This is a genomic window from Sphaerisporangium sp. TRM90804 (assembly GCF_029846175.1).
In the GTDB taxonomy this organism is placed as follows: Bacteria; Actinomycetota; Actinomycetes; order Streptosporangiales; family Streptosporangiaceae; genus Sphaerisporangium.
Genome location: NZ_JARWAC010000025.1, coordinates 46,354 through 70,233, shown reverse-complemented (window position 1 = coordinate 70,233; position 23,880 = coordinate 46,354). Strand labels below are relative to the sequence as shown.

Annotated in this window: 30 protein-coding genes and 4 tRNA genes; 28 read left to right on the top strand and 6 right to left on the bottom strand. The window is 67.5% G+C overall.

The window, feature by feature from the left end:
* Window positions 1-449 precede the first annotated feature (449 nt).
* From PYR91_RS28350 to PYR91_RS28335, 4 genes are all read right to left on the bottom strand, one after another.
* A tRNA-Phe gene (locus tag PYR91_RS28350) sits at window positions 450-523 on the bottom strand.
* Window positions 524-550: 27 nt separating this feature from the next.
* Window positions 551-625 (bottom strand) — tRNA-Asp (locus tag PYR91_RS28345).
* Window positions 626-730: 105 nt separating this feature from the next.
* A tRNA-Glu gene (locus tag PYR91_RS28340) sits at window positions 731-803 on the bottom strand.
* A gap of 84 nt (window positions 804-887) precedes the next feature.
* On the bottom strand, window positions 888-2,513 hold the full coding sequence (locus tag PYR91_RS28335) for a metallophosphoesterase (RefSeq protein ID WP_279784612.1): 1,626 nt from the start codon (window positions 2,511-2,513) through the stop codon (window positions 888-890).
* A 167-nt stretch (window positions 2,514-2,680) separates the two neighbouring features.
* Between PYR91_RS28335 and PYR91_RS28330 the strand changes: the two genes are divergently transcribed.
* Both PYR91_RS28330 and PYR91_RS28325 read left to right on the top strand, forming a co-directional pair.
* Window positions 2,681-3,022: a metallopeptidase family protein gene (locus PYR91_RS28330; protein ID WP_279784610.1), complete on the top strand. Its 342-nt coding sequence runs from the start codon at window positions 2,681-2,683 to the stop codon at window positions 3,020-3,022.
* Window positions 3,023-3,190: 168 nt separating this feature from the next.
* Window positions 3,191-4,483 (top strand): MFS transporter, encoded by a 1,293-nt coding sequence (locus PYR91_RS28325; RefSeq protein WP_279784608.1) that lies wholly within the window; start codon window positions 3,191-3,193, stop codon window positions 4,481-4,483.
* Between the two features lies 1 nt (window position 4,484).
* On the opposite strand, the gene PYR91_RS28320 is transcribed toward PYR91_RS28325, so the two are convergent.
* Window positions 4,485-4,958 (bottom strand): PspC domain-containing protein, encoded by a 474-nt coding sequence (locus PYR91_RS28320; protein ID WP_279784606.1) that lies wholly within the window; start codon window positions 4,956-4,958, stop codon window positions 4,485-4,487.
* Window positions 4,959-5,185: 227 nt separating this feature from the next.
* Between PYR91_RS28320 and PYR91_RS28315 the strand changes: the two genes are divergently transcribed.
* Together PYR91_RS28315 and PYR91_RS28310 are read left to right on the top strand one after the other, a co-directional pair.
* Window positions 5,186-5,257 (top strand) — tRNA-Lys (locus tag PYR91_RS28315).
* Between the two features lie 1,074 nt (window positions 5,258-6,331).
* Window positions 6,332-6,634, top strand: coding sequence for a hypothetical protein (locus PYR91_RS28310; RefSeq protein ID WP_279784603.1), 303 nt, complete (start codon window positions 6,332-6,334; stop codon window positions 6,632-6,634).
* Window positions 6,635-6,893: 259 nt separating this feature from the next.
* On the opposite strand, the gene PYR91_RS28305 is transcribed toward PYR91_RS28310, so the two are convergent.
* Window positions 6,894-7,913 carry a helix-turn-helix transcriptional regulator gene (locus PYR91_RS28305; protein ID WP_279784601.1) on the bottom strand — a complete coding sequence of 340 codons (1,020 nt, stop codon included), beginning with the start codon at window positions 7,911-7,913 and terminating at the stop codon, window positions 6,894-6,896.
* Window positions 7,914-8,067: 154 nt separating this feature from the next.
* Between PYR91_RS28305 and PYR91_RS28300 the strand changes: the two genes are divergently transcribed.
* From PYR91_RS28300 to PYR91_RS28185, 24 genes are all read left to right on the top strand, one after another.
* Complete coding sequence (locus tag PYR91_RS28300; RefSeq protein ID WP_279784599.1) at window positions 8,068-8,265, top strand: helix-turn-helix transcriptional regulator; 198 nt, start codon at window positions 8,068-8,070, stop codon at window positions 8,263-8,265.
* Window positions 8,266-8,267: 2 nt separating this feature from the next.
* Complete coding sequence (locus PYR91_RS28295) at window positions 8,268-8,501, top strand: DNA-binding protein (RefSeq protein ID WP_279784597.1); 234 nt, start codon at window positions 8,268-8,270, stop codon at window positions 8,499-8,501.
* A gap of 48 nt (window positions 8,502-8,549) precedes the next feature.
* A complete protein-coding gene (locus PYR91_RS28290) occupies window positions 8,550-9,554 on the top strand; it encodes a bifunctional DNA primase/polymerase (RefSeq protein ID WP_279784595.1) in 1,005 nt (334 codons plus the stop codon).
* Entirely contained in the window at window positions 9,551-10,906 is a 1,356-nt protein-coding gene (locus PYR91_RS28285) for a phage/plasmid primase, P4 family (protein WP_279784593.1), read from the top strand. The genes PYR91_RS28290 and PYR91_RS28285 overlap by 4 nt, the downstream gene beginning before the upstream one ends.
* A gap of 328 nt (window positions 10,907-11,234) precedes the next feature.
* A complete protein-coding gene (locus PYR91_RS28280; RefSeq protein WP_279784592.1) occupies window positions 11,235-11,753 on the top strand; it encodes an HNH endonuclease in 519 nt (172 codons plus the stop codon).
* 15 nt (window positions 11,754-11,768) lie between these two features.
* Window positions 11,769-12,236 (top strand): hypothetical protein, encoded by a 468-nt coding sequence (locus tag PYR91_RS28275; protein WP_279784590.1) that lies wholly within the window; start codon window positions 11,769-11,771, stop codon window positions 12,234-12,236.
* On the top strand, window positions 12,233-12,391 hold the full coding sequence (locus PYR91_RS28270) for a hypothetical protein (RefSeq protein ID WP_279784588.1): 159 nt from the start codon (window positions 12,233-12,235) through the stop codon (window positions 12,389-12,391). Before PYR91_RS28275 ends, PYR91_RS28270 begins: the two co-directional genes overlap by 4 nt.
* Complete coding sequence (locus PYR91_RS28265; protein WP_279784586.1) at window positions 12,388-12,633, top strand: hypothetical protein; 246 nt, start codon at window positions 12,388-12,390, stop codon at window positions 12,631-12,633. The genes PYR91_RS28270 and PYR91_RS28265 overlap by 4 nt, the downstream gene beginning before the upstream one ends.
* Window positions 12,634-12,668: 35 nt before the next feature.
* Complete coding sequence (locus PYR91_RS28260) at window positions 12,669-12,965, top strand: hypothetical protein (RefSeq protein WP_279784584.1); 297 nt, start codon at window positions 12,669-12,671, stop codon at window positions 12,963-12,965.
* 73 nt (window positions 12,966-13,038) lie between these two features.
* Window positions 13,039-13,446 carry a hypothetical protein gene (locus tag PYR91_RS28255; RefSeq protein WP_279784582.1) on the top strand — a complete coding sequence of 136 codons (408 nt, stop codon included), beginning with the start codon at window positions 13,039-13,041 and terminating at the stop codon, window positions 13,444-13,446.
* Complete coding sequence (locus PYR91_RS28250; RefSeq protein WP_279784581.1) at window positions 13,436-14,653, top strand: DUF4326 domain-containing protein; 1,218 nt, start codon at window positions 13,436-13,438, stop codon at window positions 14,651-14,653. Before PYR91_RS28255 ends, PYR91_RS28250 begins: the two co-directional genes overlap by 11 nt.
* Window positions 14,650-14,853 (top strand): hypothetical protein, encoded by a 204-nt coding sequence (locus tag PYR91_RS28245; RefSeq protein ID WP_279784579.1) that lies wholly within the window; start codon window positions 14,650-14,652, stop codon window positions 14,851-14,853. Before PYR91_RS28250 ends, PYR91_RS28245 begins: the two co-directional genes overlap by 4 nt.
* An 84-nt stretch (window positions 14,854-14,937) precedes the next feature.
* Window positions 14,938-15,612, top strand: a complete 675-nt coding sequence (locus PYR91_RS28240; protein ID WP_279784577.1) for a hypothetical protein — start codon at window positions 14,938-14,940, stop codon at window positions 15,610-15,612.
* A complete protein-coding gene (locus PYR91_RS28235; protein WP_279784575.1) occupies window positions 15,609-16,367 on the top strand; it encodes a GIY-YIG nuclease family protein in 759 nt (252 codons plus the stop codon). Before PYR91_RS28240 ends, PYR91_RS28235 begins: the two co-directional genes overlap by 4 nt.
* Window positions 16,368-16,995: 628 nt before the next feature.
* Window positions 16,996-17,523 carry a hypothetical protein gene (locus PYR91_RS28230; RefSeq protein ID WP_279784573.1) on the top strand — a complete coding sequence of 176 codons (528 nt, stop codon included), beginning with the start codon at window positions 16,996-16,998 and terminating at the stop codon, window positions 17,521-17,523.
* Window positions 17,516-19,078 (top strand): terminase TerL endonuclease subunit, encoded by a 1,563-nt coding sequence (locus tag PYR91_RS28225; RefSeq protein WP_279784570.1) that lies wholly within the window; start codon window positions 17,516-17,518, stop codon window positions 19,076-19,078. The genes PYR91_RS28230 and PYR91_RS28225 overlap by 8 nt, the downstream gene beginning before the upstream one ends.
* Window positions 19,078-19,323 (top strand): hypothetical protein, encoded by a 246-nt coding sequence (locus PYR91_RS28220; RefSeq protein ID WP_279784569.1) that lies wholly within the window; start codon window positions 19,078-19,080, stop codon window positions 19,321-19,323. Before PYR91_RS28225 ends, PYR91_RS28220 begins: the two co-directional genes overlap by 1 nt.
* Window positions 19,324-19,409: 86 nt before the next feature.
* On the top strand, window positions 19,410-20,672 hold the full coding sequence (locus PYR91_RS28215; RefSeq protein ID WP_279784567.1) for a phage portal protein: 1,263 nt from the start codon (window positions 19,410-19,412) through the stop codon (window positions 20,670-20,672).
* Window positions 20,672-20,866, top strand: coding sequence for a hypothetical protein (locus PYR91_RS28210; RefSeq protein ID WP_279784565.1), 195 nt, complete (start codon window positions 20,672-20,674; stop codon window positions 20,864-20,866). Before PYR91_RS28215 ends, PYR91_RS28210 begins: the two co-directional genes overlap by 1 nt.
* The gene (locus PYR91_RS28205) at window positions 20,863-21,585 is read left to right on the top strand and encodes an HK97 family phage prohead protease (RefSeq protein WP_279784563.1); all 723 of its coding nucleotides are present in this window, start codon (window positions 20,863-20,865) and stop codon (window positions 21,583-21,585) included. The genes PYR91_RS28210 and PYR91_RS28205 overlap by 4 nt, the downstream gene beginning before the upstream one ends.
* The gene (locus PYR91_RS28200) at window positions 21,582-22,814 is read left to right on the top strand and encodes a phage major capsid protein (protein WP_279784561.1); all 1,233 of its coding nucleotides are present in this window, start codon (window positions 21,582-21,584) and stop codon (window positions 22,812-22,814) included. The genes PYR91_RS28205 and PYR91_RS28200 overlap by 4 nt, the downstream gene beginning before the upstream one ends.
* A gap of 12 nt (window positions 22,815-22,826) precedes the next feature.
* Window positions 22,827-23,237: a hypothetical protein gene (locus PYR91_RS28195; RefSeq protein WP_279784559.1), complete on the top strand. Its 411-nt coding sequence runs from the start codon at window positions 22,827-22,829 to the stop codon at window positions 23,235-23,237.
* A gap of 8 nt (window positions 23,238-23,245) precedes the next feature.
* On the top strand, window positions 23,246-23,461 hold the full coding sequence (locus PYR91_RS28190) for a hypothetical protein (RefSeq protein WP_279784558.1): 216 nt from the start codon (window positions 23,246-23,248) through the stop codon (window positions 23,459-23,461).
* Window positions 23,461-23,874, top strand: coding sequence for a hypothetical protein (locus tag PYR91_RS28185; RefSeq protein WP_279784557.1), 414 nt, complete (start codon window positions 23,461-23,463; stop codon window positions 23,872-23,874). The genes PYR91_RS28190 and PYR91_RS28185 overlap by 1 nt, the downstream gene beginning before the upstream one ends.
* Window positions 23,875-23,880 lie beyond the last annotated feature (6 nt).

Below are 23,880 nucleotides of genomic sequence, written 5' to 3'. Positions count from 1 at the left end.
TGGTTGCCGGATCTTGATGCTGTCACAGCGATGGTCACTCTGCTCGCAGGGTTGGCTACCGTGATCGCGACGGTGATCTCACTTTACAAGTGAGATTGAACGGGCAACCCCCGGGCCAGTTCGGCCTCGCGGCGAGCGAGTCGTCCTGGTCCCGGATCAGGGGTAAGCGTCACCGCTTACCCGAACTCGCACACGGGCTTGAGATCTCAGTGCCCCTGCACTGTCAACCGCCTCGCTCACAGTGCTGAACTCACTCCGCGGCACCCAGTCGATTCGGTCCATGACCTCGGGTAAGCGCTACCGCTTACCCACATCACCGAGTGCTCCTCGTTTGGGGCATCACAAACTTCGAGAGAAGCTAACCCACATCCCGCTGGGACGTTGCTGTCATTGGACATCAAAAAGCCCCGGGCCGTAATCGACTCGGGGCGTTTGCTGCTCAGTTGCTGTGGTCAGGGGCGGGGTCGAACCGCCGACCTTCCGCTTTTCAGGCGGACGCTCGTACCGACTGAGCTACCTGACCTTGGCGGTGAGATGACACCGACCTATGCGGTCCTGACGGGACTTGAACCCGCGACCTCCACCTTGACAGGGTGGCGAGCACTCCAAACTGCTCTACAGGACCTTGCTTGGCTGAGGTGGTGTTCCCCGGCCCTTTGCGCTCGCTTAGCCTACCAGCTCTCCGGAGATCTTTGACCTCCCGGCTTGCCGTGTGGCATCGGCTCGCGCGTGCCCCCAACGGGATTCGAACCCGTGCCGCCGCCTTGAAAGGGCGGTGTCCTAGGCCACTAGACGATGGGGGCTCAGGACTCTCGCCCTGGTTCCGTGACGCCTTCCGTCGGAGACCTCTGAAGCATAGGGGACGTCAGCCCCCGATGCCAAAGCGGTCAGCCCCTGGCGGGCGTCGCGGTTGCGCCCTCTTCTCCCGTTGGCGACGGGGACGAAAGCGGCTCCGGGGAAATTGTACGGCCAGGGTCGGTCTCCACGTGACGCTGGATCTGTACCCATTGCTCGCCCAGACCGCCGAGCGTCACGTCGTCCCAGGCCTGGAGGCGGTGGGTCTTCCTGTCGAAGTACAGCACCGAGGCCTGGATGGGGGTCGGCTCGTCGTGCTCCAGGCCGCGCAGGCCGGCGCCGCCGGTCGAACCCTGGATCATCAGGCGGGTCCGCGAGCTGAGCATCTCCGTCGACCGTTCGTGGACGTGGCCGGTGAGCACCAGCGACACCGCGCCGGCGAAGGCCCGTCCGATCGTCGGGTCGTGAACGGCGACCACGTCGACGTCGATCTTCTTGGCGTCCTTGCCCTTGGTGCTCGCGGGCTTGGTCGCCGGGCCGGAGGGCTTGGGGCTGGGAGATCCCGCGCGCTCGGACGCGGACGCCTTCGCGGTGAGGGGGGCGGGCGTCAGGTTCCTGGCGTGCGAGCGGCCGAGGCTCTCCAGCGAGGCGTCGTCGGACTTGACCTCCACCGACTTGTCGGGCGTGAACCTGGGGTCCCCGACCCCGTAGATGCGCAGGCCCTCGACGGTCTTCGCCTCGCCGTCCAGGACGACGGCGTTCTTCTGCTCGGCGATGGCGTCCTGCGTGGCGTCGGAGTCGTGGTTGCCCCGGACGTAGACGTAGGGCACGCCGAGCTTGCCGATCTCCTCCACGAACTTGTTCTCGGCCTTGGTGCCGTGGTCGGCGATGTCCCCGGTGTCCAGAACGACGTTGATGTTGAACTGGTCGCGCAGCGAGCGGATCATGTTCCAGGCCACCGGGTTGAGGTGGATGTCCGAGACGTGCAGCACCCGCAGCGTGTTCGGGTCGGGTTCGTACACCGGCAGCGTGGTGCCGGCGTGGTAGAGCTGCGAGACGTTGGTGACCAGCTTGGCGAGCTGCCCTCGGTACTCCGTGAAGCGCGTGACGATCGACTCGGCGCTGCCGATCAGCGACGGCACGCCGGTGAGCAGGCCGGTGTAGCGGGGTTCGGCGACGGAGGCGGGGTTGAAGGTCGTCACCGCCAGGACGACGGCGACCGCCACCGCGCCGAGGCTGCCAAGGCTCGTCCACACCGCGCGCCGCAGCCGGCGGAAGACGACCAGCCCGACGAGGAAGCCGCCGGCGGTCCCGAAGAGCACGGCCCTGACGAGCAGCTCGCGCAGTCCCAGCATGAGGTCGGCCTCGATGAGGCCGGGAAGGGTCTCGGCCCATCGGGGGCTCTCCAGGAGCTGCTGGGCGACGTCGGCCCTGATGCCGTCGAGGCTCAGGCCGAGCTGTACCGGTCCGTGGTGGGAGTCGAACCGCAACGTGCCGAGCGGGCGGACGTCGAGGACGGTCTGCCCGCCCCAGGAGGGTTGGAGGCTCATCCCTATCTCGGCGGGACCGACCGCCGTACTGACCCTGGCTCCCATGGCGATGCCTAACCAGGCTCCGGCGAGGGCGACGATCCCGATGATCAGGACGGTCGCCGTCCGGTTTACGGCTCGCCGCTCGCTCAGCCGCGAGGCGGCCTGCCTCCAGCGCATGAAGTTCATCGCGACTTGCCTACCCGAAAACGCCGCACATCTCATAGCGGCCACGAGTCAACCGCCGTTCACAGAACGGTCAAGAATCGTCTGGCCAGCGGCTAAGCACCCTTCCATAAGCCGATGCAGGGGGACGAACTACCACACCCTCTCTCCGCGGTGACACGATTGACGGTGTGATCGAAGTTTCGCGGGAGAAGTTCGAGCAACTTGTGGCCGAGGCGTTGGACACCATCCCGCCCGAACTCGCGCGGGTCATGGACAACATGGTCATGGTCGTGGTGGACGATCCCCCCGAACCGGGGCTGCTCGGGCTCTACACCGGCATTCCACTGACCGAGCGGGGGGAGTGGTACTCGGGCGTCCTTCCGGACCGGATCGAGATCTACCGCAACCCCATCTGCGAGATGTGCCAAACCGAGGAAGAGGTGGTGGAGGAGGTACAGATCACCGTCGTCCACGAGATAGCGCACCATTTCGGCATCGACGATGATCGTTTGCATGAGCTCGGCTGGTGACGTACCCGCCCACCAGGCATCGCCGTTCGGTACATAGCACCTGAAAGAGGGCAAGCGGCGGGCCGTTCGGCTGGCCTGCTCTTGCGTAACGACGGGCGGCTCGGGCACCGTAGGTGACATACTGAACACGGTGTGTCAGGTACGGCCCAGCGAGCCAAGCGGAGACATATGGCGGCCACAAGGCCAGGCCGGCTGCCCGGGCGGCACCGCCGCTCGCCCGAAAGCCGAGCGACCTACGGCGAGGTCATCGCGATCGGCGAGTTTCGCGCGCTGTGGGCCGGTCAGTGCCTCTCCCTGCTCGGCGACCAACTCGCCCAGGTCGCGCTCGCCCTGCTGGTCTACGACCGGACGGGCTCGCCGCTCGCCACCGCCGCCGTCTACGCGCTGACCTACCTGCCGCCGATCCTCGGCGGGCCGCTGCTCGCGGGGCTGGCCGACCGCTACCCGCGCCGCCGGGTCATGATCGTGTGCGACGTCGCACGGGCCGTGCTGGTCGGCCTGATGGCCCTGCCCGGAATGCCGTTCCCCGTCCTGTGCGCCCTGGTCTTCCTCGTGGTGCTGCTCAGCTCGCCGTTCACCGCCGCGCGGGCCGCCCTGCTGCCGGAGATCCTTGAGGGAGACCGGTACGTCGCGGGCTCGGGCCTGCAGAACATGACCAACCAGGCCGCGCAGATGCTCGGCTTCGCCGTCGGCGCCGGGATGATCGCCACGATCGGCCCCCACCGTGGCCTCGCGCTCGACGCCGTGACCTTCCTGGCGTCCGCGCTGATCTTGGCAGTGGGTGTGCGCCGTCGTCCCGCGCCCGAGCTCGAGGACGGCGTCCCCGCGTCCATGTGGAGCATGACCAAGGCGGGGGCGAAGCTCGTCTTCGGCGACCGGCGGCTGCGCACTCTGGTGCTGTTCGCCTGGCTCTGCGGCTTCTACGTGCTTCCCGAGGGCATCGCCGTGCCGTACGCCGCGACGTTCAGCGACGACCCCCGCACGATCACCGTCATCACGGGCCTGCTCATGGCCGCGATGCCGACGGGGACGGTGGTCGGCGCGTTCGTGTTCGCCCGGTTCGTGTCGCCTACGCGGCGGCTGCGCGCCATGGGCTGGATGGCGATGCTGAGCTGCGCCCCGCTCATCGGCTGCGCCATGCGCCCGCCGGTGGCCGTCGTCCTGGCGCTGTGGACGCTCGCCGGCATCGGCGGGGCCTACCAGCTCGCGGCCAACGCCGCGTTCGTGCAGTGTGTGCCGGCCAACCGGCGCGGCCAGGCCTTCGGGCTCGTCCAGTCGGGCCTGCTCGGCGCCCAGGGCATCGGCATCCTCATCGGAGGGGCCGCCGCACAGGTGCTCGGCCCAGAGCCGGTGGTCGCCCTCGCCGGAGCGTCAGGGCTGTCCGTGGCCGCGTTACTGGCCGTGCTCTGGGCCGAGTCTCGTGCCGAGATAATCACCAGGGTCCGTGCCCAGGTGACCTGAGTCACGCCTTCGCGGGCGGCTCGTCCACCGGCGGCTGCGGCCGGTCCTGGGGCGTGGAGGTCGGGTCGTTGTAGGTCGGGGCGCCGTAGGTCGGAGCGTCGGCGTACGGCGGCTGGTCGGCGTAGGAGGGCGGGTTCGGCGCCTTGGAGGGCTGCTGCCAGGAGCTGGAGGCCTTCTGCCAGTGCTCGGAAGCCTGCTGCCAGGCGGTCCCTTCGCCGGTCTTCTGCTTCTCGATCAGATCCTGGACGATCGAGGTGATCTTCCCCTCCTGCGGGATGAGCAGCCACGCGACGGCGTAGATGCCGACTCCCAGCCCTCCGAAGAAGGTGGCGACGCCGAGCGCCAGCCGCAGGATGTTGGCGTCGACGCCGAGGAACTCCCCGGCGCCGGAGCACACACCGGCGACGATCTTCCCGTGCCTGGTGCGGCGGAGTTCCTTGCCCGGCTTGTACCCGAAGGTGTTCATCTCGTTCATGTCTCAAGACTGCCCGCAGCCCTCCCCTTAGCACATCGGGATTCCCCCTGGCCCGACCCTGGCACCGCCCTGAACCCCAAGAGCCCCCAACCCTGGCGCCCTCCCCCCGCCCGGCGACCCCACCCACCACCAGAGCCCCCCTTGCCCGACTCCAGCCCCCAAGACCCCTCCCATACGGGAAGCCGTTCGCCCCAGGCGCGGTACGCTCAGTACCCTGCAATCGAGCCGGGCCGCTAGCTCAATGGCAGAGCTGCGGACTTTTAATCCGTAGGTTCAGGGTTCGAATCCCTGGCGGCCCACCCTCAGACCTCCCGCTGACCTGGTCTTTCATGGCGGCCCCGGAATCCGTAGGGATGGGGACCACGACCGGGGGGACCGAAGGGGGACCGGCAGTCTCGGACGCCTCCCCCACGGCGACCTTCCGAGGCACCAGAGCGGCGATGGCTTCGGCCGCCTCGTGAGCCACCTCGGGCATGATCGCGGTATAGGTGTCGGTCGTGATCGTGATCGAGGAGTGGCGAAGCATCGCCTTCACGGCCGCCATCTCGACGCCGGCGGACAGGCCCATCGTGGCCGCACCATGCCGAAGGTCATGCAGCCGAATCGGCGGCAGGCCAGCCGCGTAAGCGAGCCGGGCGAACATCTCGCTGATCGAAGCCGGGTGCAGCTCGGTGCCGTCCTCTCTGGTGAACACTCGTCCAGTGTCCTGCCACGCCTGGCCCCATGCGAGGCGTTCCTCGTTCTGCCGCGCCCGGTGCGCCCTCAGCACCGCCACCGACGCCTTGTCGAGGGCGATCGTCGCGTCGCTGGAGCCGGTCTTCGGCTCCCCCTCCTCGAACTCCCAACCCACCTGCACGAGCTGCTTGGAGACCGCGAGCGTGCCCTCGTCCAAGTCAAGGTCGACCCATCGGACACCGCAGGACTCACCCCGACGCAGGCCGCGGAACGCCACCAGGTGGAACAGGGGGTAAAGGTGGTGACCGGTCGCCTGGTCGAGGAACACCCCGAGCTGCGCCGGCGTCCACACCATGACCGGACTCGGCCGGGGCGTCGACTCCCACACGTTGAAGGCGCTCGACGTCTTGCCGCCACCGGCCGCGCGCACCGCTTCGAGTCTCTGCTGGAACTGCGCTGACCATGCCTCCACACGGGCCTTGGTCCACACCAGCCCTTTCGGCCGCTTCCCCGCTTCCAGCTTGACCAGCTTCGCCACGTTGTCCGTTACGAGGTTCTCGCGCTGGGCGTCGCTCAGCGCGGAGCGCAGCGTGGCCCGGATCCGCTGCTTGGTCGCCGGGCCTGTGATCCGCTGACCCTTTACCGAGGCGCGCACGGCCGGGTCCTCGGAGGCGCGGGCTTGGAGGAGCGCCTCATTCTTGGCGTCGACCCCGTCGAACATCTCCTGGACGACGGAGACGCGCAGGCGGTCCATCCGCACCGGGTCCAGGACGTGCAGGTGGACGCGGTGGTGGGACTCGTACGCCCGGATCGTGGTCTTGCGGATGTCCGCCGACTTCCGCCGCCGCGCGATCCACCGTGCCCAGAACTCCCCGAACGTCACCGCGTGGAACGTCTGCCCCGCCCGGTACTTGCGCCGCAGCTCGTCGCAGTCTGGGAGGTCGGCGCCGGTCTTCCGGGCCTGGCGGATCAGGCCGAGGATCTCCAGCCGCGCCTCGTGACCGTCCGGGCCGGCGTCGGGGACGTCCATGAGCCGGTCAGCGGACTCGAAGAAGTCGGACAGGTCGGCCTCGGTACGGAACCCGCCGACGGCCAGGCGGACCCGGGCGCCGTCTGCGCCGGGGGTGTACTCCTTCTTGCCGTACCAAGATCCGTGGTTGGGGTTCCACGACCCGTCTTTGCGCCGCAACTTCGGGCATTTTGCGCCGAGTTCTCGACTCGCGTTGTCACGGCACTTGCAGCGCTTAAAAGCACCCGCCGTCATGACTCGCCCTGCCCCTGGGCTACTTTTCGTTGCTTCAGCTCCTCATCCCTGCGCCTCATGACAGCGTCCAAATCTTCGAGCTGGACGAAGACGTGGGCTTTAGCCTCAGGGGAATACTGGAGGTACCCCAACCGGGCCTCTATCAGGGCCTTCTCAATCAGCCACGTGCTCTTTTCGAGGCTGGAAGCAATTGCTTCGACCGATTCGCCAGCGCGGAACCTGTCCACGGCGACCTTCGCAATTGGATCGGGGAGACGTTCTTTCCCGATCAGTCCAAGCTGCTCGTAGAGGTCGTCCTGTACGCGGCCGATATCGCCCAAGAGTTGACGAAGAGCTTCGTAGTGGTATCGGGTCCGATCGATCTTCTCCAGGATCTGATCGTGTGTCGCCTGCTGTGAGGCGTGGACGCCCCAAGCGTCTTGCGCGTAGGTGGTCTCGCCTTCTTCGCGCGGCTCGTCACGCTGATAGAAGACGACGGCGTCGTTGAGCCGGCGTCGATACTGCTCGTTGGTCTTCTCGGGTAGGTCAGCGTCCTCCTCCGCGTCCTCCTCGGCTTCGAAGGTGAAGCCGTCCGTGTTGATGACGTAGTCGAGGACATCGGCCATATACAGGCAGTCGTTGCCCCTCCCCGTCGTGTCCGGGAGGTCCATGAGGTATCGCTGCTTGATCCCGTCATCCTCTGGGGGGAGGAAGAATGCTGCGATCGGCAGGCCGAGCGTGGTGGCCAGACCGAGGATGAGATCGGCGTCGAACTGCCTCACCCGCTTCCCATCCCACGACCGTTCAGCGGCGCTGATGGACGCGTTCGTCCACAGGGTCTGGCCTCGGGCCATGTTCAGCCGCGCCGCCAAGTCCTCCTGCTTGAGGCCTGCCGCCTTGCGGAAGTAGGCCATGTTGTAGGCCACCAGGCGATTTGGCGTGATGTGGGTCCCCGGAAGCTCGCCGTAGTCGCTCCCGGCTTCTCTTGGCGCCCTCGTGTAGCGCTCCGGGGCCTGGGGCTGCTTGGTCTCATCCACGTGGCCACTGTAGCCGCTCAATCATCATCCATCCAGATTCTTGCGTATCCGGCCGAACGATTTGACATGGAGACAGAGTAAGGATCACTCTGTCTCCATGATGAACGCGCCGGACGATCTGTCTGTAGACGGAACGTCCACAGCGGACCTGTCCTTGCGGGCAGTCCGTATCCGGCTGGGCCTCTCACTGCGATCAGTCGCAGCGAGGGCGGGCGTCGACCCCGCCCAGCTCTCCCGCATCGAGCGCGGAGAGTCGCAGCTCACCGTTGACGTGCTCTACCGACTGGCCACGGCCCTGGAACTCCACGTGCTCGTCCGCGAGCTGGAGCCCCACCTCCCCCGAAAGAGGTAGTCATGGCGCAGACCATTGCGTCCCCCGTCGGCATGACGGAGGAAGAGATCCGCGCTCTTCCCGTCGCCGTCCCTCTCGTGACCGCTGGCCGAGCCCTGCTCATGGGGCGCACCAAGGCCCACGAACTGGCTCGGTACAACAAGTTCCCGTGCCAGGTGCTCCGCATCGGCGGCAGCTACGTCGTGCGCAAGGTCGACCTTCTCAAGGTCCTGGGCCTGATGGCCGAGACCTCCTAACCCCCAGCCAGCACATCAAGATCCGTAACACCCCGGGGGGACCACGTGATGTCCGGCATCGGCGCCGAGGGGCTCGGCGCCGCTTCTCCTCACACCATCAACCACGCGACAGGGATCCGAATCACCCCTGACACGCCCAAGATCGACGCGATGCTCGCGTACGCGGCCCACGGCTTCAAGTGCTTCATGCTCAGCGCCAGCAAGGTCCCGCTCAAGAACTGCGACGACTGCACCGAGCACCACCTCACCAACGAGCAGCGCGAGGCATGCGAATGCCTCACCTGCCACGGTTTTTACAGCGCCAGCGCCGACCCTGAGCGTCTCCGCGAGATGGGGCGGCGGAACCCCGGCGGTCTTGTCGCCATTCGGACGGGCGCGGTCTCCGGCCTGGTCGTGGCCGACATCGACACCCTCGATGCCCACGGCGCGGACGGCATCACCACCGCCGCCACGCTCATCAAAGACGGCCTGCTCCCGCGCACTGCCGCCGCCCGCTCCGGCACCGGCGGATGGCACCTGCTCTTCGCCCACCCGGGCGGATGGATCAAGTCCGGGGCTCACCGGCTCGGGCCGGGAGTCGACATCAAGGGTGACGGCGGCTACTTCGTTGCCGCGCCGAGTCGACACCCCAGGACCGGCCAGCCATACCGGTGGCTCAACGACACCGTCTCTCTGCCGCTCACGCCGCTGCATCCTCGGGTTGCCGAGCGCCTGCGGGAGAAGCCGGCGCCCGCGCCGAGTGGGCGCCCGGTCGGCCTTCCGCACATCCGAGACCGGTACGTCATCGCGGCCGTCGAGGGAGAGGTGCAGCGCATCCTCGACACCGCCATGGTCGGCGGCAGGAACGACGCGCTCAACCGCAGCTCCTTCGTCCTCGGCACCCTCGTGGGCGCAGGCGTGCTCGACCAGCTCGACGCCGAGACCGCGCTGCGCGCCGCAGCCGAAGCCGTCGGCCTGATCGCCTGGACCGGTGAACGCCAGGTCGACGCGACCATCCGCTCCGGCCTCACCGCCGGGTCCCGCAACCCCCGCCGCCTTCAGGGGGCCCGGTGACCACCACCGCCAAGACCCGCGAGCAGCACAGAGGGCAGCTCCGGATCGCCGAGCGGTTCGCTCATCAGCACGCCGACGCCCTTCGCTTCGTCCACGGCCTGGACTGGTACCGCTGGGACGGCAGCAGGTGGGCCGAAGACAAGGACGGCGGCGCCAAGCGCTGCGCCATCGACACCGTCAAGCAAGCCCGGTCCGAGGCGAGCAGGCTCTCCAAGGACGCCAGGAAGCAACTCCTGGAAGACGCCGGCAAGTGCGAGTCCGCCTCCGGCCTCGAAGGCGTGCTCCGCATCGCCGCAAGCATCAAGCCGCTGGCAACGGCTTCCGACCAACTCGACGCTGACCCCTACCTCTTCAACACACCGACGTCCACCGTCCACCTGCTCACCGGCGTGAGCGGCCCGAACAACCGCAACCACCTCATCACCAAGGTTGCGGGCGGCAACCTCCACTCCGACCCCAACGCCGAGTGGGACGCGTTCCTCCGGCGGATCCTGCCCGACACCGACGTCCGCACGTTCGTCCAGCGACTCATGGGCTACGCAATGCTCGGCAAGGTCACCGAACACGTCATGCCGATCTTCACCGGCGACGGAGCGAACGGCAAAGGCACCTTCCGGGACGCCCTCATGGCCGCGTTCGGCGACTACGCCATCGAGGTCGACCCAGCGATGCTCATGGAGAGCAAACACGAGCGACACGGCGCATTCAAGATGCGGCTCCGCGGCGCCCGCCTCGCCTTCTGCTCCGAGACCGAGAAAGGCCGCCGGTTCGCAGAAGCGACCATGAAACGGCTGGTCGGTGGAGACCCCATCGAAGCCAACCTGATGCATCGCAACCCCATCACCTTCGACCCGTCGCACACCCTGGTCATGCTGACCAACCACCTGCCGGTCGTCTCCGGCGATGACCCCGCCGTGTGGCGCCGCATCCTCGTGGTGCCGTTCGACGTGGTGATCCCCGAGCACGAGCGCGACTCTGACCTGCCTGAACGGCTCAAGGCCGCGGCGCCGACCATTCTCTCCTGGGCTTACCAGGGGTGGGGTGACTACCAGTCACAGGGTCTGAATCCGCCCGAGGTGGTCAAGACGCGCACCAAGCAGTACCAGAACGACAGCGACGTCCTCGCCCGCTTCCTTTCCGAGCGCATCCATCGCACAGAAGCCGGCAGGGAGAAGGCGAGGGACCTGTTCGCCGCTTGGACCAGTTGGTGTCTTGCGAGCGCTGAAACGCCTGGTAGCGAGGTTGAGTTCGCGAAGTCCATGGAGAAGCGCGGCTTCGCCAAGGTGCGCACCAACGCCGGAAACGTCTACCGCGGCCTGGTGCTCACCGTCGAGAGAGAAGAAAGCCCGTGACCTGCGGAAGTGCAGGGCGTGTAGGGATGTGCATGGTTTCCCGGTTGCCTTCATGCGTGTGCGCGCGTATAGCGAGTTTCGGAAAACCCTTCACAACCCTACACACCCTGCACGACCTGCGGAAATGCACTGGTAGCCCTACACGGATCAGTTATCCGACAGGGAAAGTAGGAAACCAGCCGTGCATACAGCGCTCCGCAATGGGGGCGATTAGTCCCGGTGCCTCCACCAGCGCAGCCATGGCTAGCCGTACCTGCGCTGTCCGACACGGAGAGCTGTCCCCAACCCCCCGCCCCACCTCTGTTCGCCTACGTCCCCGGGGGGACTCATGACCTCACTACTCATCACTGACTTAGACGTCGTCACCGTGCTCGCGTCGAGCAAGGCCGGGCCCGTCCCGGTGCTCCTGGACCGGGTCGACTTCGAGCGCCTCAAGGGCCGGCCGATCTCTTTGGGAAGTCACGGATACAGCCAGCTCTGGGACGGCGGCCGGAGCGAGCTGCTGCACCGCTGGGTCATGGGAGCCCGCCGCGGCGACGGCCTCTACGTCGACCACGTCAACCGCGACCGGTACGACTGCCGCCGCTCCAACCTGCGGTGGGCCACGCCGCAGATGAACGCGGCGAACCGCCGCTCCACCGCCGTCTCCGGTTACCGGGGCGTCTACAAGCGCCGTAAGCGGTGGGCGGCACAAGCGAAGGTCGACGGCCGGAGCTACTGGCTCGGGCTCTTCAAGACGCCTGAGGAAGCCGCCCAGGTCGCGCACGAGTGGCGACTGCTCAACCTGCCCGGCTACCTCGGCTCGGACACCAGCACCGCGCCCACGGTCAAGTTCGTGGCCGCCTAACCAAAGGAGAAGCGAATGACAACAGCGATCATCTACCCGAGCAGCACCAAGTGGGGCGCCGGTAACACGCGGTGCTTCATCTGCGGAGACAGGTTCACCTACAACTACGACGAGAAGACCATCCCGGCCGTCCGGGCTCCAGGCGCCTGCAACAAGGGGTGCCTCAGTGCGCCGAGCGCCCACCGGGGGGACTGCGCGGCTCTCGGCGGAGACCTGTGCCCGATGTGCGTCGCGCAGGCGGGCAACGGCATTGAAAACCTTCGCCACAGCGTCCAGATCCGCATCAAGAGCCTCCTCGGCACGATCGGCAATCTCCTGCCGTACCTCACCGCGGAGTGGGAAATCCACGCTGACATTAAGGCCGCGAGCGCTTGCCCCGATTGCGGATCGCAGATGCTCTGTGTCCCCGGCGAAAGCGCTACTTGCCCCGGCTGTGGGCTCACCGTCGGTGCCCTCGCCAGCCGAGAAGGAGCGAGTCAGTGAGCGCGAATCAGATCCCGGCGCCGCTCACGGCTCGTCGATCGCCGAGCACCACCCTGGAGCACTCCTGCCCCGAGTGCTGGATGAACGGCGGTCCCGGTCACCGGCCGGCCGACGTCATGCGGATGCTCGGCCGTCCCACCCGGAGGACCCGATGACCCTGCTCGAACAGCTCCTCGCCGTCGCTGCCGCCTTCGGGCTTCTCGGCATGGCCGCTCTCCACAGCCGCGTCAAGAACCTGAAGCTCCTGCTCGACCAGGCGCACCGCCAGTACCGGGCCGAGGTGCGGAACAACGCCGTCAGGCAGCGGGAGCTGGTCAACGGCGCACTGCGGCACGCCGCCCAGCTCAACCGCATCACCGACCGCGCCCACACGGTGAACGGCCACGATCCCCGGTGAACAGCTCGCTGACCGCCATGACAGGACAAGGCCCGATGACCAAGATCACAGAGAAGACGCTCAAGCGTCAACTCGCTCAGCTTCGTAAGGACTGGCGCCGGTGGCGGACCGCCCAGACTGACGACCCGGGCTGGATTGAACGTGACCTCGTCTGTCCCGTCACACGGAATGCCTACCGCAAGGGGAAGCCGCTGACCTGCGGCGATCCGACTTGCGAGGGCTGCCTAAGCACTCTCTACCGCGCGGATCGCATGGCGGAGATTGAGGCCAGGGTGCGGGAACTCACCGCGCCGACCGAGATTCAGCCCGTCCAGGAAGCTCTCTTCGCGTGAAGCACGCTTCGGCCGCCCCCGCGCCTATCGGGGGCGGCCAGCGCTCAGGTAACCACAACCAGAAAGGAACGTGATGGTCGACCCCACGCTCGCCACCCTGGCCGAGCACTACGCCAAGCACCTGATCGTCGAAACCGAGATCCACGCCCGCGACAACTGGGCCGGTGACCCCACCGGCGACGTCTACGAGTTCCCCGACGCAGCCAACATTCTCCAAGCACACACCGCCCTCGTCGGAGCCGCCGCCGCCTACGACGGTCAGACCATCACGATGCGGGACGTCCTCTCGCTCATCAAGGACGACGGCCAGGAGTACGTCATCGCCGCCGACAAGATCCGGCTCGACGACATCGACACCGCAATGGTGTGCCTCGCCACGGAGTTCGACGCCCTGAACAACCACGCCCACGAAGTCATGGCCACGTTCGCCGGCCTGGTGCGTCTGAAGAAGCTCCTCAAGGAGGCAACCGGTGACAAGTAACGACCCCACCAACGCCCAGCCCAAGCGCATCCAGATGCCGCCCCGCCACGAGCGCAAGGGGTGGCGCAAGCCTGAGAACTCCAAGCTCGCCACCCGCGCCACCCGGTGGGGCAACCCGTACAAGGTGCAGCCGCTCGGGCCCCACACGCTCGAAGAGTCCCTCGCCCTCTACCGCCGCGACCTGTTCAGCGACGAGGGCGTCCAGGCCCGGCCAGACCTTCCGCGCGTCAACACCAAGGACGTCTCCGACAATCTCCGCGGCTACGACCTGATCTGCACGTGCCCCCTGGACCAGGCGTGTCACGTCGACCTGCTGCTCTCGGTGGCCAACATCCCCTGGAGCGGCGAGGGGCCGTCGATCACCGAAGACCAAGCCGCCCTGATCGCCGAGTGCTACGACGAGACCCGCAACTGGGGTCAGAACTTCGCCGTCTACATCGAGACCCTGCATGAGCGGGACCCCATGGAACTGGGGCACTACCACTACGCCATGGCGGTGGCCGACCTGTGCGGCGACAACGGCCTCATCCCGGGGTTCGACCGTACGGTCAATTGGTTCGGCTACGGCGAAATGACGATCGCGTTCGAGGCGCAGAACGACGACGAGCCTCTCAAGACGATGTTCTGGTCTGAGGATCTCGCCAGGGTGTCCGGGGTCGATCTCAAGCGTCTCCACGACTGGTGGCAGCAGCAACTCGACGACGACGACCGCGAAGACGTATGGGGCCTCACCTACTACAGCCCGCGCCACGATCGAGAGCGAACCCTCCCGCTGTTCAGTCACAGTGCGGCCCTGCGCGTCATGACCTTCCTGTCGCCATGGAGACATGAGTTCTACGAGGCAACGAAGGAACTGATGTCCCACGCGATGGAGAAGTCTGGGCTCGGTGAGTTCCTCCTGGGCGGGGAGAAGTCCGGCTTCACCGCTCTGGCTCACATGAAGAGCACCGACGGCGCGATCACCAAGGTGATGATGCCGATCCACGACTTCAGCGCCGACAACATCCCGATCGTGCGGGCTCCGTGGGACGACGCCGCCGACGACGAGTTCCTCAAGATCACCGAGTTGTGCGAGCGCTACGAAGTGCACCGCGCGTCCGACGCCGTCCACGCCTTCCTCGGCCCCCGGGTCAGCGAAGAGGAAGCCAAGCAGATGGCGTTCCGCGGCCCGTCCACCATCGACACGACGCAGGAAGGAACCCAGTGACGATCTCCATCGAGGGCGGCGCCGAACTGGTGCGAGGCATTGTCCGGCAGATCCTGCTCGACGTCCCGGGAGTCAAGCCCGAGAGCCTGGAGCTGTTCGACGGCGGCACCGCCCGCTGCATCGTCACGGTCCCCGACGAGCAGGCTGACCGCGCCGCCCTCATAGCCGCCAACGCCACCCAGCAGGCCAACGCTTCCTAAACCCCAAGGTCAGCCCCGCCGTAACCTACCGTTACGGCGGGGCGGCCGGGGACCATGCACACCAGTCACTTCCGGGGGAGTCCGTTGAACATCGACCTCGTATACGCCGACCTCGACAACCTTCGCAGTAGCCTTCCGCAGCTCCGCGCCGCCCTCGTCCCCGGAACCCCCCGCCGGTGGAGCCAGCACGACCTCACCGACGAAGCCCGCGCCCGCGCCGACGCCCTGGCCGTAGCCGAACGCGAGGCCAAGCACGTAAACATGGGCCAGGGTCTGAAGAGCCTCGGCGACGGGAGGGCCCCTTTGTCGTTGAGCGTCCTCGACGTCCTCGCTGACATCGAGGCCGCCGTCGTCGACCTCGAAGCCGCCGTCGTCGACCGCCTCGGGCAGACACGCCTCGCCGGCGCATCACCCGCCGAGCGCATCACCCGCCTGGTCGGCCTGCTCGACCGGATCGCCGCAACCGAAGACCTCGCCGAACACGTCGCCGACGAAGCCCACCGCATGAAGCGGCAAGCGCGCCGCGCCCTCGGTGACGTCGAGCCCGTCCACCGGCTCGCCGGGAGATGCCCGATCTGTGACGGCATGAGCCTGCGTGCCATGCCCGAAAGGGAACTGGTCGTCTGCGTCAACGTTGCCTGCCGGTGCAACACCGACGAATGCCCGTGCAACGCCACCCAGCCTCGCCGCCACCGCTGGCTGTACAACGAATGGCCGTGGCTGGCGCAACTCCTCGCCGACGACCTGGAGAACGCGTGAACCCCTCGATCGACACGGACGCCGAATACACCACCAGCGAAGTCGCTGCCGAGCTCGGCGTCGCCCCCGCCACCATCAGCGTCTGGGTCTACCGTGGATACCTCACTCCAACCGGCAAGCGGGGTAAGCAGAACACCTACCGTCTCGCCGATGTCTTCGCGGCCGAGCGGTGCAACCGGTGGAAGAACCTTGCGGCCGTCAACGATCTCGACCCCGACCAGCGTGACAAGTCGCAGGCCCGGCTCGCGCGCGTCCTCGCCAGTGAGCCGATCCTCCCCGGAGGGCCGATCTGCCGGGCCAACGCCTCGCCGACCGACCGCTACACCCCGGTCGACATGCGCGCCCGCCGGCTTGGAGAAGAGTCGGTGTCCGGGCCGCGGTGCAGCAACCCGATTCCCCGCGACGCCCCCGTCCCAATGTGCGTGCACCACCTCGCCACCGCGTACCTGTACACCCGTGACATCCTCGAAGCCGCACGCACCACCATCGGCAACGGTCAACGGTCGGCGACCTCGGTGATCTACTTCATCCAACGCGGTGACCTCATCAAGATCGGATACAGCGAGAACCTCGCCCGACGAGTACAAGCCCTTCACGGCGACCGCGTTCTGCTCGCACTCGCCGGGACCCGCGCGCACGAGTCCGCCCTCCACGAGCTGTTCAAGGAGCACCGCGTGAAGGGCGAGTGGTTCCGCGGGCACCCCGACATCCTCAGCTTCATAGAGGAACGCACACCCCAGAACGTGGCGGGGTAGATCGTCCAAGCCTTACACTCCAAAGAGAACCCGCCCTGCGTGAGCTATCAGTTCGACCAGCCCGGCCTCAGTGCCGGGCTTTTGCGTGCCCGAGGAGGAACACCATGCCCGTCTCCTCGGCCACACTGTCCCATTTGGGACAGTCGGCCGCCTCGCAGTAGCGGACGCAGCAGCACATGCCCAGACGCGAGTGCATAAGCTGCGCCATCCTGCACTCAGGCAACGGCCCGCGCTGCTCCGCCTGCACCACCCAGCGGTCCCGCGCCCGCGACCGGCAACGAGGAACCACCACCGAACGCGGCCTCGGCTGGACACACCAGCAAGCCGCGAAGCAGATCCTCGCCGACGCAACGCACTGCGAACTGTGTGGACTACCACCAACGCCAGACGATCCCCTCACCGCAGGACACAAGCACGCCCGAGCTGCCGGCGGGACCAACGACCCCACCAACTACCAGCCCGAGCATCTGAGCTGCAACCTCCGCAAAGGCGCAGGTCAGAAGGGGTAGGGGGGCCTCCCCGGCACGGGGGATCATGATCATCCCCTGACCCGTTCCCATCGGGCCCTTTTTCGGTGGTACCACGGCGCGGGATTTCCCCCTCAATGCGATCTTGTCGAGGTGTCGTCATGCCCAGAGCCAAGAAGGTCGCGGGCACAGCCGTGGACAAGCGGAACGGCCAGCAGGTTCTCGGCGTCGTTCCCGGGCTGAAGGTCGAGAAGTTCCCGCCTCCGCGTGGCCTGTCGAAGCCCGCCAAGGACGCCTGGGATGCCTTCTGGGAGGACCGGCCGGCTCACCTGGTCACCCCGGCGTCCAAGGTTGTGCTGCTCAGGTGGATCGATGCGCTGGACCGGTACCTGCGGACTATCGCCGAGGCTGACCAGCAGCCGATCGTCACCGGTTCGACCGGTCAGGACTCGATGAACCCGCTGTACAAGGTCGCTAACGACGCCATGGCCATCGTGGAGCGGTGTGAGAAGCAGATGGGCGTCGGCGGGTTGAACGCGGCGTCCCTGGGTCTGGCCGCGATCAGTGAACAGCGGTCTCTCGCTCAGATGAACGCCCGCTACAGCGACCCGGTTGACTCCGAGGACAATGCGGAGCCGGAGCCGGATCCGCGCCTGCGGGTCGTCGGCGAGGTCGTCGATGATGAGTGACCAGCCTTGCGCGGCGTGCGGCTGGTCTCCGAAGCCGGGCGAGCTGTGGCCATCCCTCGGCGGCCTGGCTGTCCGGTGGATCCAGGACAACCTGATCTTCCCCGAGGGGGACACCTTCGGTCAGCCGTTCACGCTGCGCGCTGACCAGAAGGAGTTCCTGTACCGCTGGTACGAGTACTGCAAGCGGTGCGACCAGTGGCACTACGACGAGGGCGTACGCGGCGCGGCCACCGGTGACGGCAAGACCACGTTCATCGCGGCCATCGCCCTGCTGGAGTTCGCCGGCCCTCCGCAGATCGCCCCGATCAGCCCGATCATCAACATCGCGGCGGCCTCCTATGACCAGGCCGACGAGTTGTTCGCCAAGGCCGGTCAGATGGTCGGCGGCCGGGACGACGAGATCACCGAGGCGCCGCTGTGCGGGTTCTTCGCCGTCTACGAGAAGGTCATCCAGTTCCGCGACGGGCGGCCGGGCGAGATCCGGCGCGTGGCGGCCGTGGCCGGGACGAACGAGGGCGGCATCCCGCACCTGTTCGTCTGCGATGAGGTGCACGAATGGGGCGATGTCGGGTCGAATAAGGCCCGCGTCCACACCGTCATCTCCAAGTCCACGAAGAAGCGGAAGACGGCGCGCGGGTCCGGCCGGGTCTTGAACCTCTCGACAGCCGGGTTCGACGTGGATCATTCCCTGCTGGGGGCCATGTACAAGCGTGGTCTGCGGGTCCTGAAGAACCCCATGCTCGCGCCCCGCCTGCTGTTCGACTGGCAGGAAGCCCCCGAGGGGCTGGACTACGAGGACCCCGACCAGCGGGCCATCGCCGTGCGCACCGCATCGAAGGCGGCCGGGGTGCTGTGGAACGTCGCCGACCGGGTCAACGACTGGGGCAAGCCCTCGATGCCGCGCCATGAGTGGCTGCGGTACTACGCGAACCAGTGGGTCGACGTCGCCGACGAGTCATGGCTGAAGGACCACCCGCAAGCGTGGGGCGACTGCCGCGGCGACGCGACGATCCCGGGCCGCGCCGAGGTGGTCGTGGCTGTCGACATGGCGCTGCGCCGGGACTCGGTGGCCGTGCTGGTCGCCTGGAAGCGGCCGGACGGCCGGGTCGCGGTACGGGCCAAGATCTGGAACCCCGACGGCGGGAAGATCGACCACCTGGCGGTCGTCGACTACATCCGCCGTGACCTCGCCGATGAGTACACGATCACCGAGGTCACCTACGACCCGCGGTTCTTCGAGGTCCCCGCCCGGATGCTCGAAGACGAGGGATTCAACATGGTCGAGTTCCCGCAGTCGATCGAGCGGATGACGCCGGCGTGTGGGCAGGCGCTACAGGCCATCGTGGACGGCCTGGTAGTGCACGACGGTGACCCGGACCTCGGTGCGCACGTGAAGTCCGCGGTCCTGCGGCCGAACGAGCGGGGTTTCACCCTGTCGAAGGGCAAGTCCAAGCGGAAGATCGACGCCTGTATCGCGCTGGTCATCGGCCTGTGGCGGATTCTCGCGCCCGATCCTGAGGAACAAGTGGTCGAACCGTGGGTGATGTGGGGGTGATGGCGGTGGTCAACGCGACCGTTCCGGTTGAGCGGATCTCGGCCGAGGCGCGGCGGGTCGACGGCCGCCAGGCTCTCGCCGCGGTGGGCAAGGTACTGGCGACGCTCCTGCTTGCCCTGCCGTACGCGGCCGGCTGGTTCCTGCACAAGTTGTGGATGGGACTCGTGCTGGTGTGGATGGCGGGCACGGTGGGCTGGCGCGATGCCGGACCTCCGGCGGCGCCCGATGAGGCAGACCCGACCTGATGGGCCTACTAGACAGGGTCACGGCAGCGGCCCGTGACCGGCGCGAGCATGCCCGCAAGGAGTGGTCGGAGTCCTCGTTCTGGGACATGGAACGGCTGCGTTTCCCCCTGATCAGCTCGTCGGGCCGTCAGGATCAGGAGCGGATCGAGAACGATTTCGAGGGCTACGCCGCTGGCATCTACAAGCGGTCGGGCCCGGTGTTCTCGCTGATGGACGTCCGAGCCAAGGTGTTCTCCGAGGCCCGGTTCCAGTTCCGCCGTTACCGCAATGGCCGACCCGGGGACCTGTTCGGCGAATCCACCCTGGAGCGGTTGGAGAACCCGTGGCCGGGTGGGACGACCGGCGACATGCTCGCCCGGATGTTGCAGGACGCCGACCTCGCGGGCAATGGCTGGCTCACCTACCACGCAGGCCGGATACGCCGGATGCGCCCCGACCGGGTGACCATCGTGCTGGGGTCGCGTAGCGAACCCGACGGCGACATGCCGGCCGGTTACCTCCCGTTGGACGTCGAGGTGCTGGGCTACATGTACAGCCCGCAGGCCCTCGGCTCGGACGGCGACATCTTCCTGCTGCCGTCGCAGGTGGCCCATTTCGCGCCCATCCCCGACCCCGAGGCGCACTTCCGGGGCATGTCGTGGCTGACGCCCCTGCTGCGCGAGGTGTCCGCCGACACGGCGGCGACCACGCACAAACTGAAGTTCTTCGAGAACGCGGCGTCGCCCCGGTTCGTGGTCCGAGTGGACGCGAACATGGAGCCCGAGAAGTTCAAGCGCTTCAGGGCGATCATGGAGGAGGGGCACGCAGGCGTCGACAATAGTTTCCGGACGATGTATCTGGGCGGCGGGGCGGATATCACACCCCTCACCTTTGACCTGCGGCAACTCGACTTCAAAGCCGTTCAAGGTGGCGGGGAAACCCGGTTGGCGTCGGCCGCCGGGGTGCCGCCGGTCATCGCCGGATTCAGCGAAGGCCTCGCGGGATCAAGCCTCAACGCCGGCAACTACAGCGCCGCGAAGCGCCGGTTCGTGGACGCCACGATGCGCCCGCTGTGGCGCAACGCCGCCGGGTCGCTGGCCACCCTCGTAGACGTCCCCAAGGATGCGGAGCTTTGGTACGACGCCCGCGACATTCCGTTCCTGCACGAGGACGCCCGGGACGCCGCCGATATCTTCCAGGTCCGCATGGAGACGATCAACAGTGCGGTCCGGGAAGGCTTCACCGCTGACTCTGCGAAAGCCGCGGTCGCCGCTGAGGACGAAAACCTTCTCGTGCACACCGGACTGGTGTCGGTACAACTCCAGCCGCCCGGTACGCCGCACACCGCGCCGCCCGCCGAGGACCGGTGATGGGCCGTCGTCTTCGCGTCATCGGCGCGTGGGCTCTGCTGTGCGGGTCGCTAGTCGGGTGGCCGGTGTCGGCGCTCACTGTCGCCCGCGAGGAGCCGCCTTTCATCTTGGGCCTGTCGTGGCTCGCGATCATCCTGACGTCGCTGGACCTGCTGACGTCGTCCCAGGTGCACGAGGAGCAGGGGAAGAAATGAACACGAAGAGCCTCCGCGTCGAGATCAAGGACGCCGACAAGGGCGAGGTCACCGCGATCTTCAGCACGTTCAACGTCAAGGACAGCGACGGCGACGTGACGCTGCCGGGCGCGTTCGAGGACGGCGCCGAAATGCCCATCTCGGCATACGGGCACACGAGCTGGTCGGGCGCGCTGCCGCCGGGCAAGGGCCGGATCCGGACCACGAAGACCGAGGCGATCCTTGAGGCCCAGTTCTTCCTCGACACCCAGCACGGCGCGGACACCTTCAAGACGGTGCAGCGCCTCGGCGAGCTTGGCCAGTGGTCCTACGGCTACGACGTGACGAAGGAGTCCCGCGGCGAGTTCGAGGGTAAGCGGGCCCGATTCCTAGAAGGTCTGAAGGTCCACGAGGTCTCCCCTGTGCTGCTCGGCGCGGGTGTGGGGACTCGCACATTGGGCGCCAAGAGCGCCCCCATGAGTTTCGCCGAGGAGGCACGTGCGGTCTTGGCCGCCGTGTCCGGCCTTGGTGATCGTGCCGCGGACGTCTTGGCGAAGCGGCTTGAGAAAGGCAAGGGACTCGGCGCCGAGAGCGCCGAACTGATCGAGCAGGTCAACGCGGAGCTGAAGCGCTACGCCGACCTGCTGGCAGACCCCGAGCCGGACGTCGACACCAGCGACCTGGAGCGCGAATGGCTGCGCATGGTCGCCCGCAAGCACGCCAAGGAGAAGGCAGCATGACGATGACGTTCCCTGCGCTCGAAGAGGCGCAGGGCAAGCTCGACCACGCCCGCAAGGCACTGCACGAGGTCTTCGAGCAGGCCGGCGCCGAAATGGACATGAACAAGGTCACCGTCATCGACGGTGACTCCAAGTCCAAGGTGGACTGGATTCGCACCAAGAACGCGGAGATCGACGACCTGGCCAAGGACGTCGAGGAGAAGCTCCAGCTCGCTGGCGCCGCGCAGAAGTCCCGGGAGCACGCCCAGAAGGGCCAGCCGCGCGGCGAGGCCGGCGACGAGCGCGGCAAGCCCGGCGGCAAGACCAAGTCGTTCGGTGAGCTGTTCACCGACTCCGCCGCCTTCAAGGGCCGGCAGGGCAGCAACGGCCCCGAGGCTCACCTGGACATGGAGCTGAAGGCGCTGCTGGACACCGTCACCGGGTGGACCCCGGAGACGACCCGCGGCCCCCGGATCGTCGACTTCATCACCCGGCCGATCCAGCTCATCGACCTGATCCCGCAGACCTCCACGTCGCAGACCGCGGTGACGTACATGGAGGAGACCACGTTCGTGAACAACGCGGCCGAGATCCCCGAGGGCGGGCCCTACCCCGAGTCAGCGCTCGGCCTGGAGGAGAAGCAGGCACCGGTCCGGAAGATCGGCACCTGGATCCCGGTCACCGACGAGGAGCTCGAAGACGTCCCCCGGGTCCGCGGTTACATCAACAACCGTCTCCCCTTCATGGTCCGCCAGCGCCTGGACAGCCAGATCCTGATCGGCACCGGCTCGGGCACCAACCTGCGGGGCCTGCTCAACGTGCAGGGCATCCAGACCCAGGCCAAGGGCGGCGACCCGACTCCGGACGCGGTCTATAAGGCGATGACGAAGGTCAAGGTCAACGCGCTGGCCATGCCGAACGTCACGGTGTGGAATCCGATGGATTGGCAGGAGGTCCGCCTGCTGCGCACCACGGATGGCATTTACATTTGGGGGTCGCCGTCCGAGCCGGGTCCGGCCCGTATCTGGGGTCTGCCGGTGGTCGAGGCGTTCGGCCTGACCGAGGGCACCGCCGTGGTCGGCGACTTCCAGAACTACTCCGAGCTGGCCACCCGTCGTGGCATCGACGTGCAGATCAGCAACAGCCACGGGGAGTTCTTCACTCACGGAAAGCAGGCCATCCGCGCTGATGTGCGGGTCGCTTTCGTCATCTACCGGCCGGCCGCGTTCGCGACCGTCACCGGCATCTGAGAGGGGCTGAACATGCCGTACACGGGTGGATACCCCTCGGGCAGCGTGCAGGTCGTCCGCGGCCGTTACGACTTCGCGGTGGACGGTGGCGCGGTCGGCGACATCGACCTGACGAAGACCGCCGTCATCCCGTCTGGGGCGGTGATCCTCGGCGGGTTCGTCGAGGTCGACGTCGTTCCGACCTCGGGCGGCTCGGCGACGATCGCGGTCAAGGTCGAGGGCGCCGGCGACATCATCGCCGCGGCGGCCATCTCCGGTGCCCCGTGGTCGACCACCGGCCGTAAGTCGGTGGTGCCGGCCTGGACCGGCGCCACCACGGTCAAGACGACCGCAGCCCGCAAGGTGCAGGCGACGGTGGCCACGGCCGCCCTGACCGCGGGCGTCATCGATGTCGTGCTGTTCTACGTCCCGATGGCCGACTAGGAGGAATCGTGCGTGCTGACCAGCGCCTGTGGCGCACCAACGACGACCGCCTGGTGGCCGAAGGCGACCCGGACGCCGCCACCCTCGCTTACACCGTCGGCGACGACATCGCCCCGCGCGACGAGGGGAAGCTCCCCCGTAGCGAGGGGCCCGCCGGCGAGGAGAAGGCGGCGCGCAGGCCGGCGAACAAGGCGGCCGACAAGCCGGCGAACAAGGGCGTCTGATGGCGATCCGTCTCCCCACGGCGGCGCGGAACGCCGCGGCGGACGCCGTGGTCGACCTGCTGGACGCGGGGTCGGGCGCGGCGACGCTGGAGGTCCGGTCGGGGTCTCAGCCTGCGTCGGCCAATGACGCCGCCAGCGGCACGCTTCTGGCGACGTTCACCCTGGCGGACCCGGCGTTCGGTTCGGCGAGCACTGGTGTGGCGACAGCGGCGAGCGTGCCGCGGACCACGACCGGTGCCGCGAACGGCACGGCCGGGTGGTGGCGCGCCAAGGACTCCACAGGTGCCACCGTGCTGGACGGCTCGGCGACGGCGACTGGGGGTGGTGGTGAGGTGCAGCTCAACACCACGACCGTCTCGACCGGCGTCGAGCTGCGACTGGAGAGCCTGACCGTCACCGTGCCCGCAGGCTGATCTGAG

Coding starts and splice junctions, on each gene's coding strand:
- PYR91_RS28335 (WP_279784612.1), bottom strand. CDS start 2,513: ATGAACTTCATGCGCTGGAGGCAGGCCGCCTCGCGGCTGAGCGAGCGG.
- PYR91_RS28325 (WP_279784608.1), top strand. CDS start 3,191: ATGGCGGCCACAAGGCCAGGCCGGCTGCCCGGGCGGCACCGCCGCTCG.
- PYR91_RS28320 (WP_279784606.1), bottom strand. CDS start 4,958: ATGAACGAGATGAACACCTTCGGGTACAAGCCGGGCAAGGAACTCCGC.
- PYR91_RS28295 (WP_279784597.1), top strand. CDS start 8,268: ATGGCGCAGACCATTGCGTCCCCCGTCGGCATGACGGAGGAAGAGATC.
- PYR91_RS28290 (WP_279784595.1), top strand. CDS start 8,550: ATGTCCGGCATCGGCGCCGAGGGGCTCGGCGCCGCTTCTCCTCACACC.
- PYR91_RS28280 (WP_279784592.1), top strand. CDS start 11,235: ATGACCTCACTACTCATCACTGACTTAGACGTCGTCACCGTGCTCGCG.
- PYR91_RS28275 (WP_279784590.1), top strand. CDS start 11,769: ATGACAACAGCGATCATCTACCCGAGCAGCACCAAGTGGGGCGCCGGT.
- PYR91_RS28265 (WP_279784586.1), top strand. CDS start 12,388: ATGACCCTGCTCGAACAGCTCCTCGCCGTCGCTGCCGCCTTCGGGCTT.
- PYR91_RS28260 (WP_279784584.1), top strand. CDS start 12,669: ATGACCAAGATCACAGAGAAGACGCTCAAGCGTCAACTCGCTCAGCTT.
- PYR91_RS28255 (WP_279784582.1), top strand. CDS start 13,039: ATGGTCGACCCCACGCTCGCCACCCTGGCCGAGCACTACGCCAAGCAC.
- PYR91_RS28230 (WP_279784573.1), top strand. CDS start 16,996: ATGCCCAGAGCCAAGAAGGTCGCGGGCACAGCCGTGGACAAGCGGAAC.
- PYR91_RS28225 (WP_279784570.1), top strand. CDS start 17,516: ATGAGTGACCAGCCTTGCGCGGCGTGCGGCTGGTCTCCGAAGCCGGGC.
- PYR91_RS28220 (WP_279784569.1), top strand. CDS start 19,078: ATGGCGGTGGTCAACGCGACCGTTCCGGTTGAGCGGATCTCGGCCGAG.
- PYR91_RS28215 (WP_279784567.1), top strand. CDS start 19,410: ATGGAACGGCTGCGTTTCCCCCTGATCAGCTCGTCGGGCCGTCAGGAT.
- PYR91_RS28210 (WP_279784565.1), top strand. CDS start 20,672: ATGGGCCGTCGTCTTCGCGTCATCGGCGCGTGGGCTCTGCTGTGCGGG.
- PYR91_RS28205 (WP_279784563.1), top strand. CDS start 20,863: ATGAACACGAAGAGCCTCCGCGTCGAGATCAAGGACGCCGACAAGGGC.
- PYR91_RS28200 (WP_279784561.1), top strand. CDS start 21,582: ATGACGATGACGTTCCCTGCGCTCGAAGAGGCGCAGGGCAAGCTCGAC.
- PYR91_RS28195 (WP_279784559.1), top strand. CDS start 22,827: ATGCCGTACACGGGTGGATACCCCTCGGGCAGCGTGCAGGTCGTCCGC.
- PYR91_RS28185 (WP_279784557.1), top strand. CDS start 23,461: ATGGCGATCCGTCTCCCCACGGCGGCGCGGAACGCCGCGGCGGACGCC.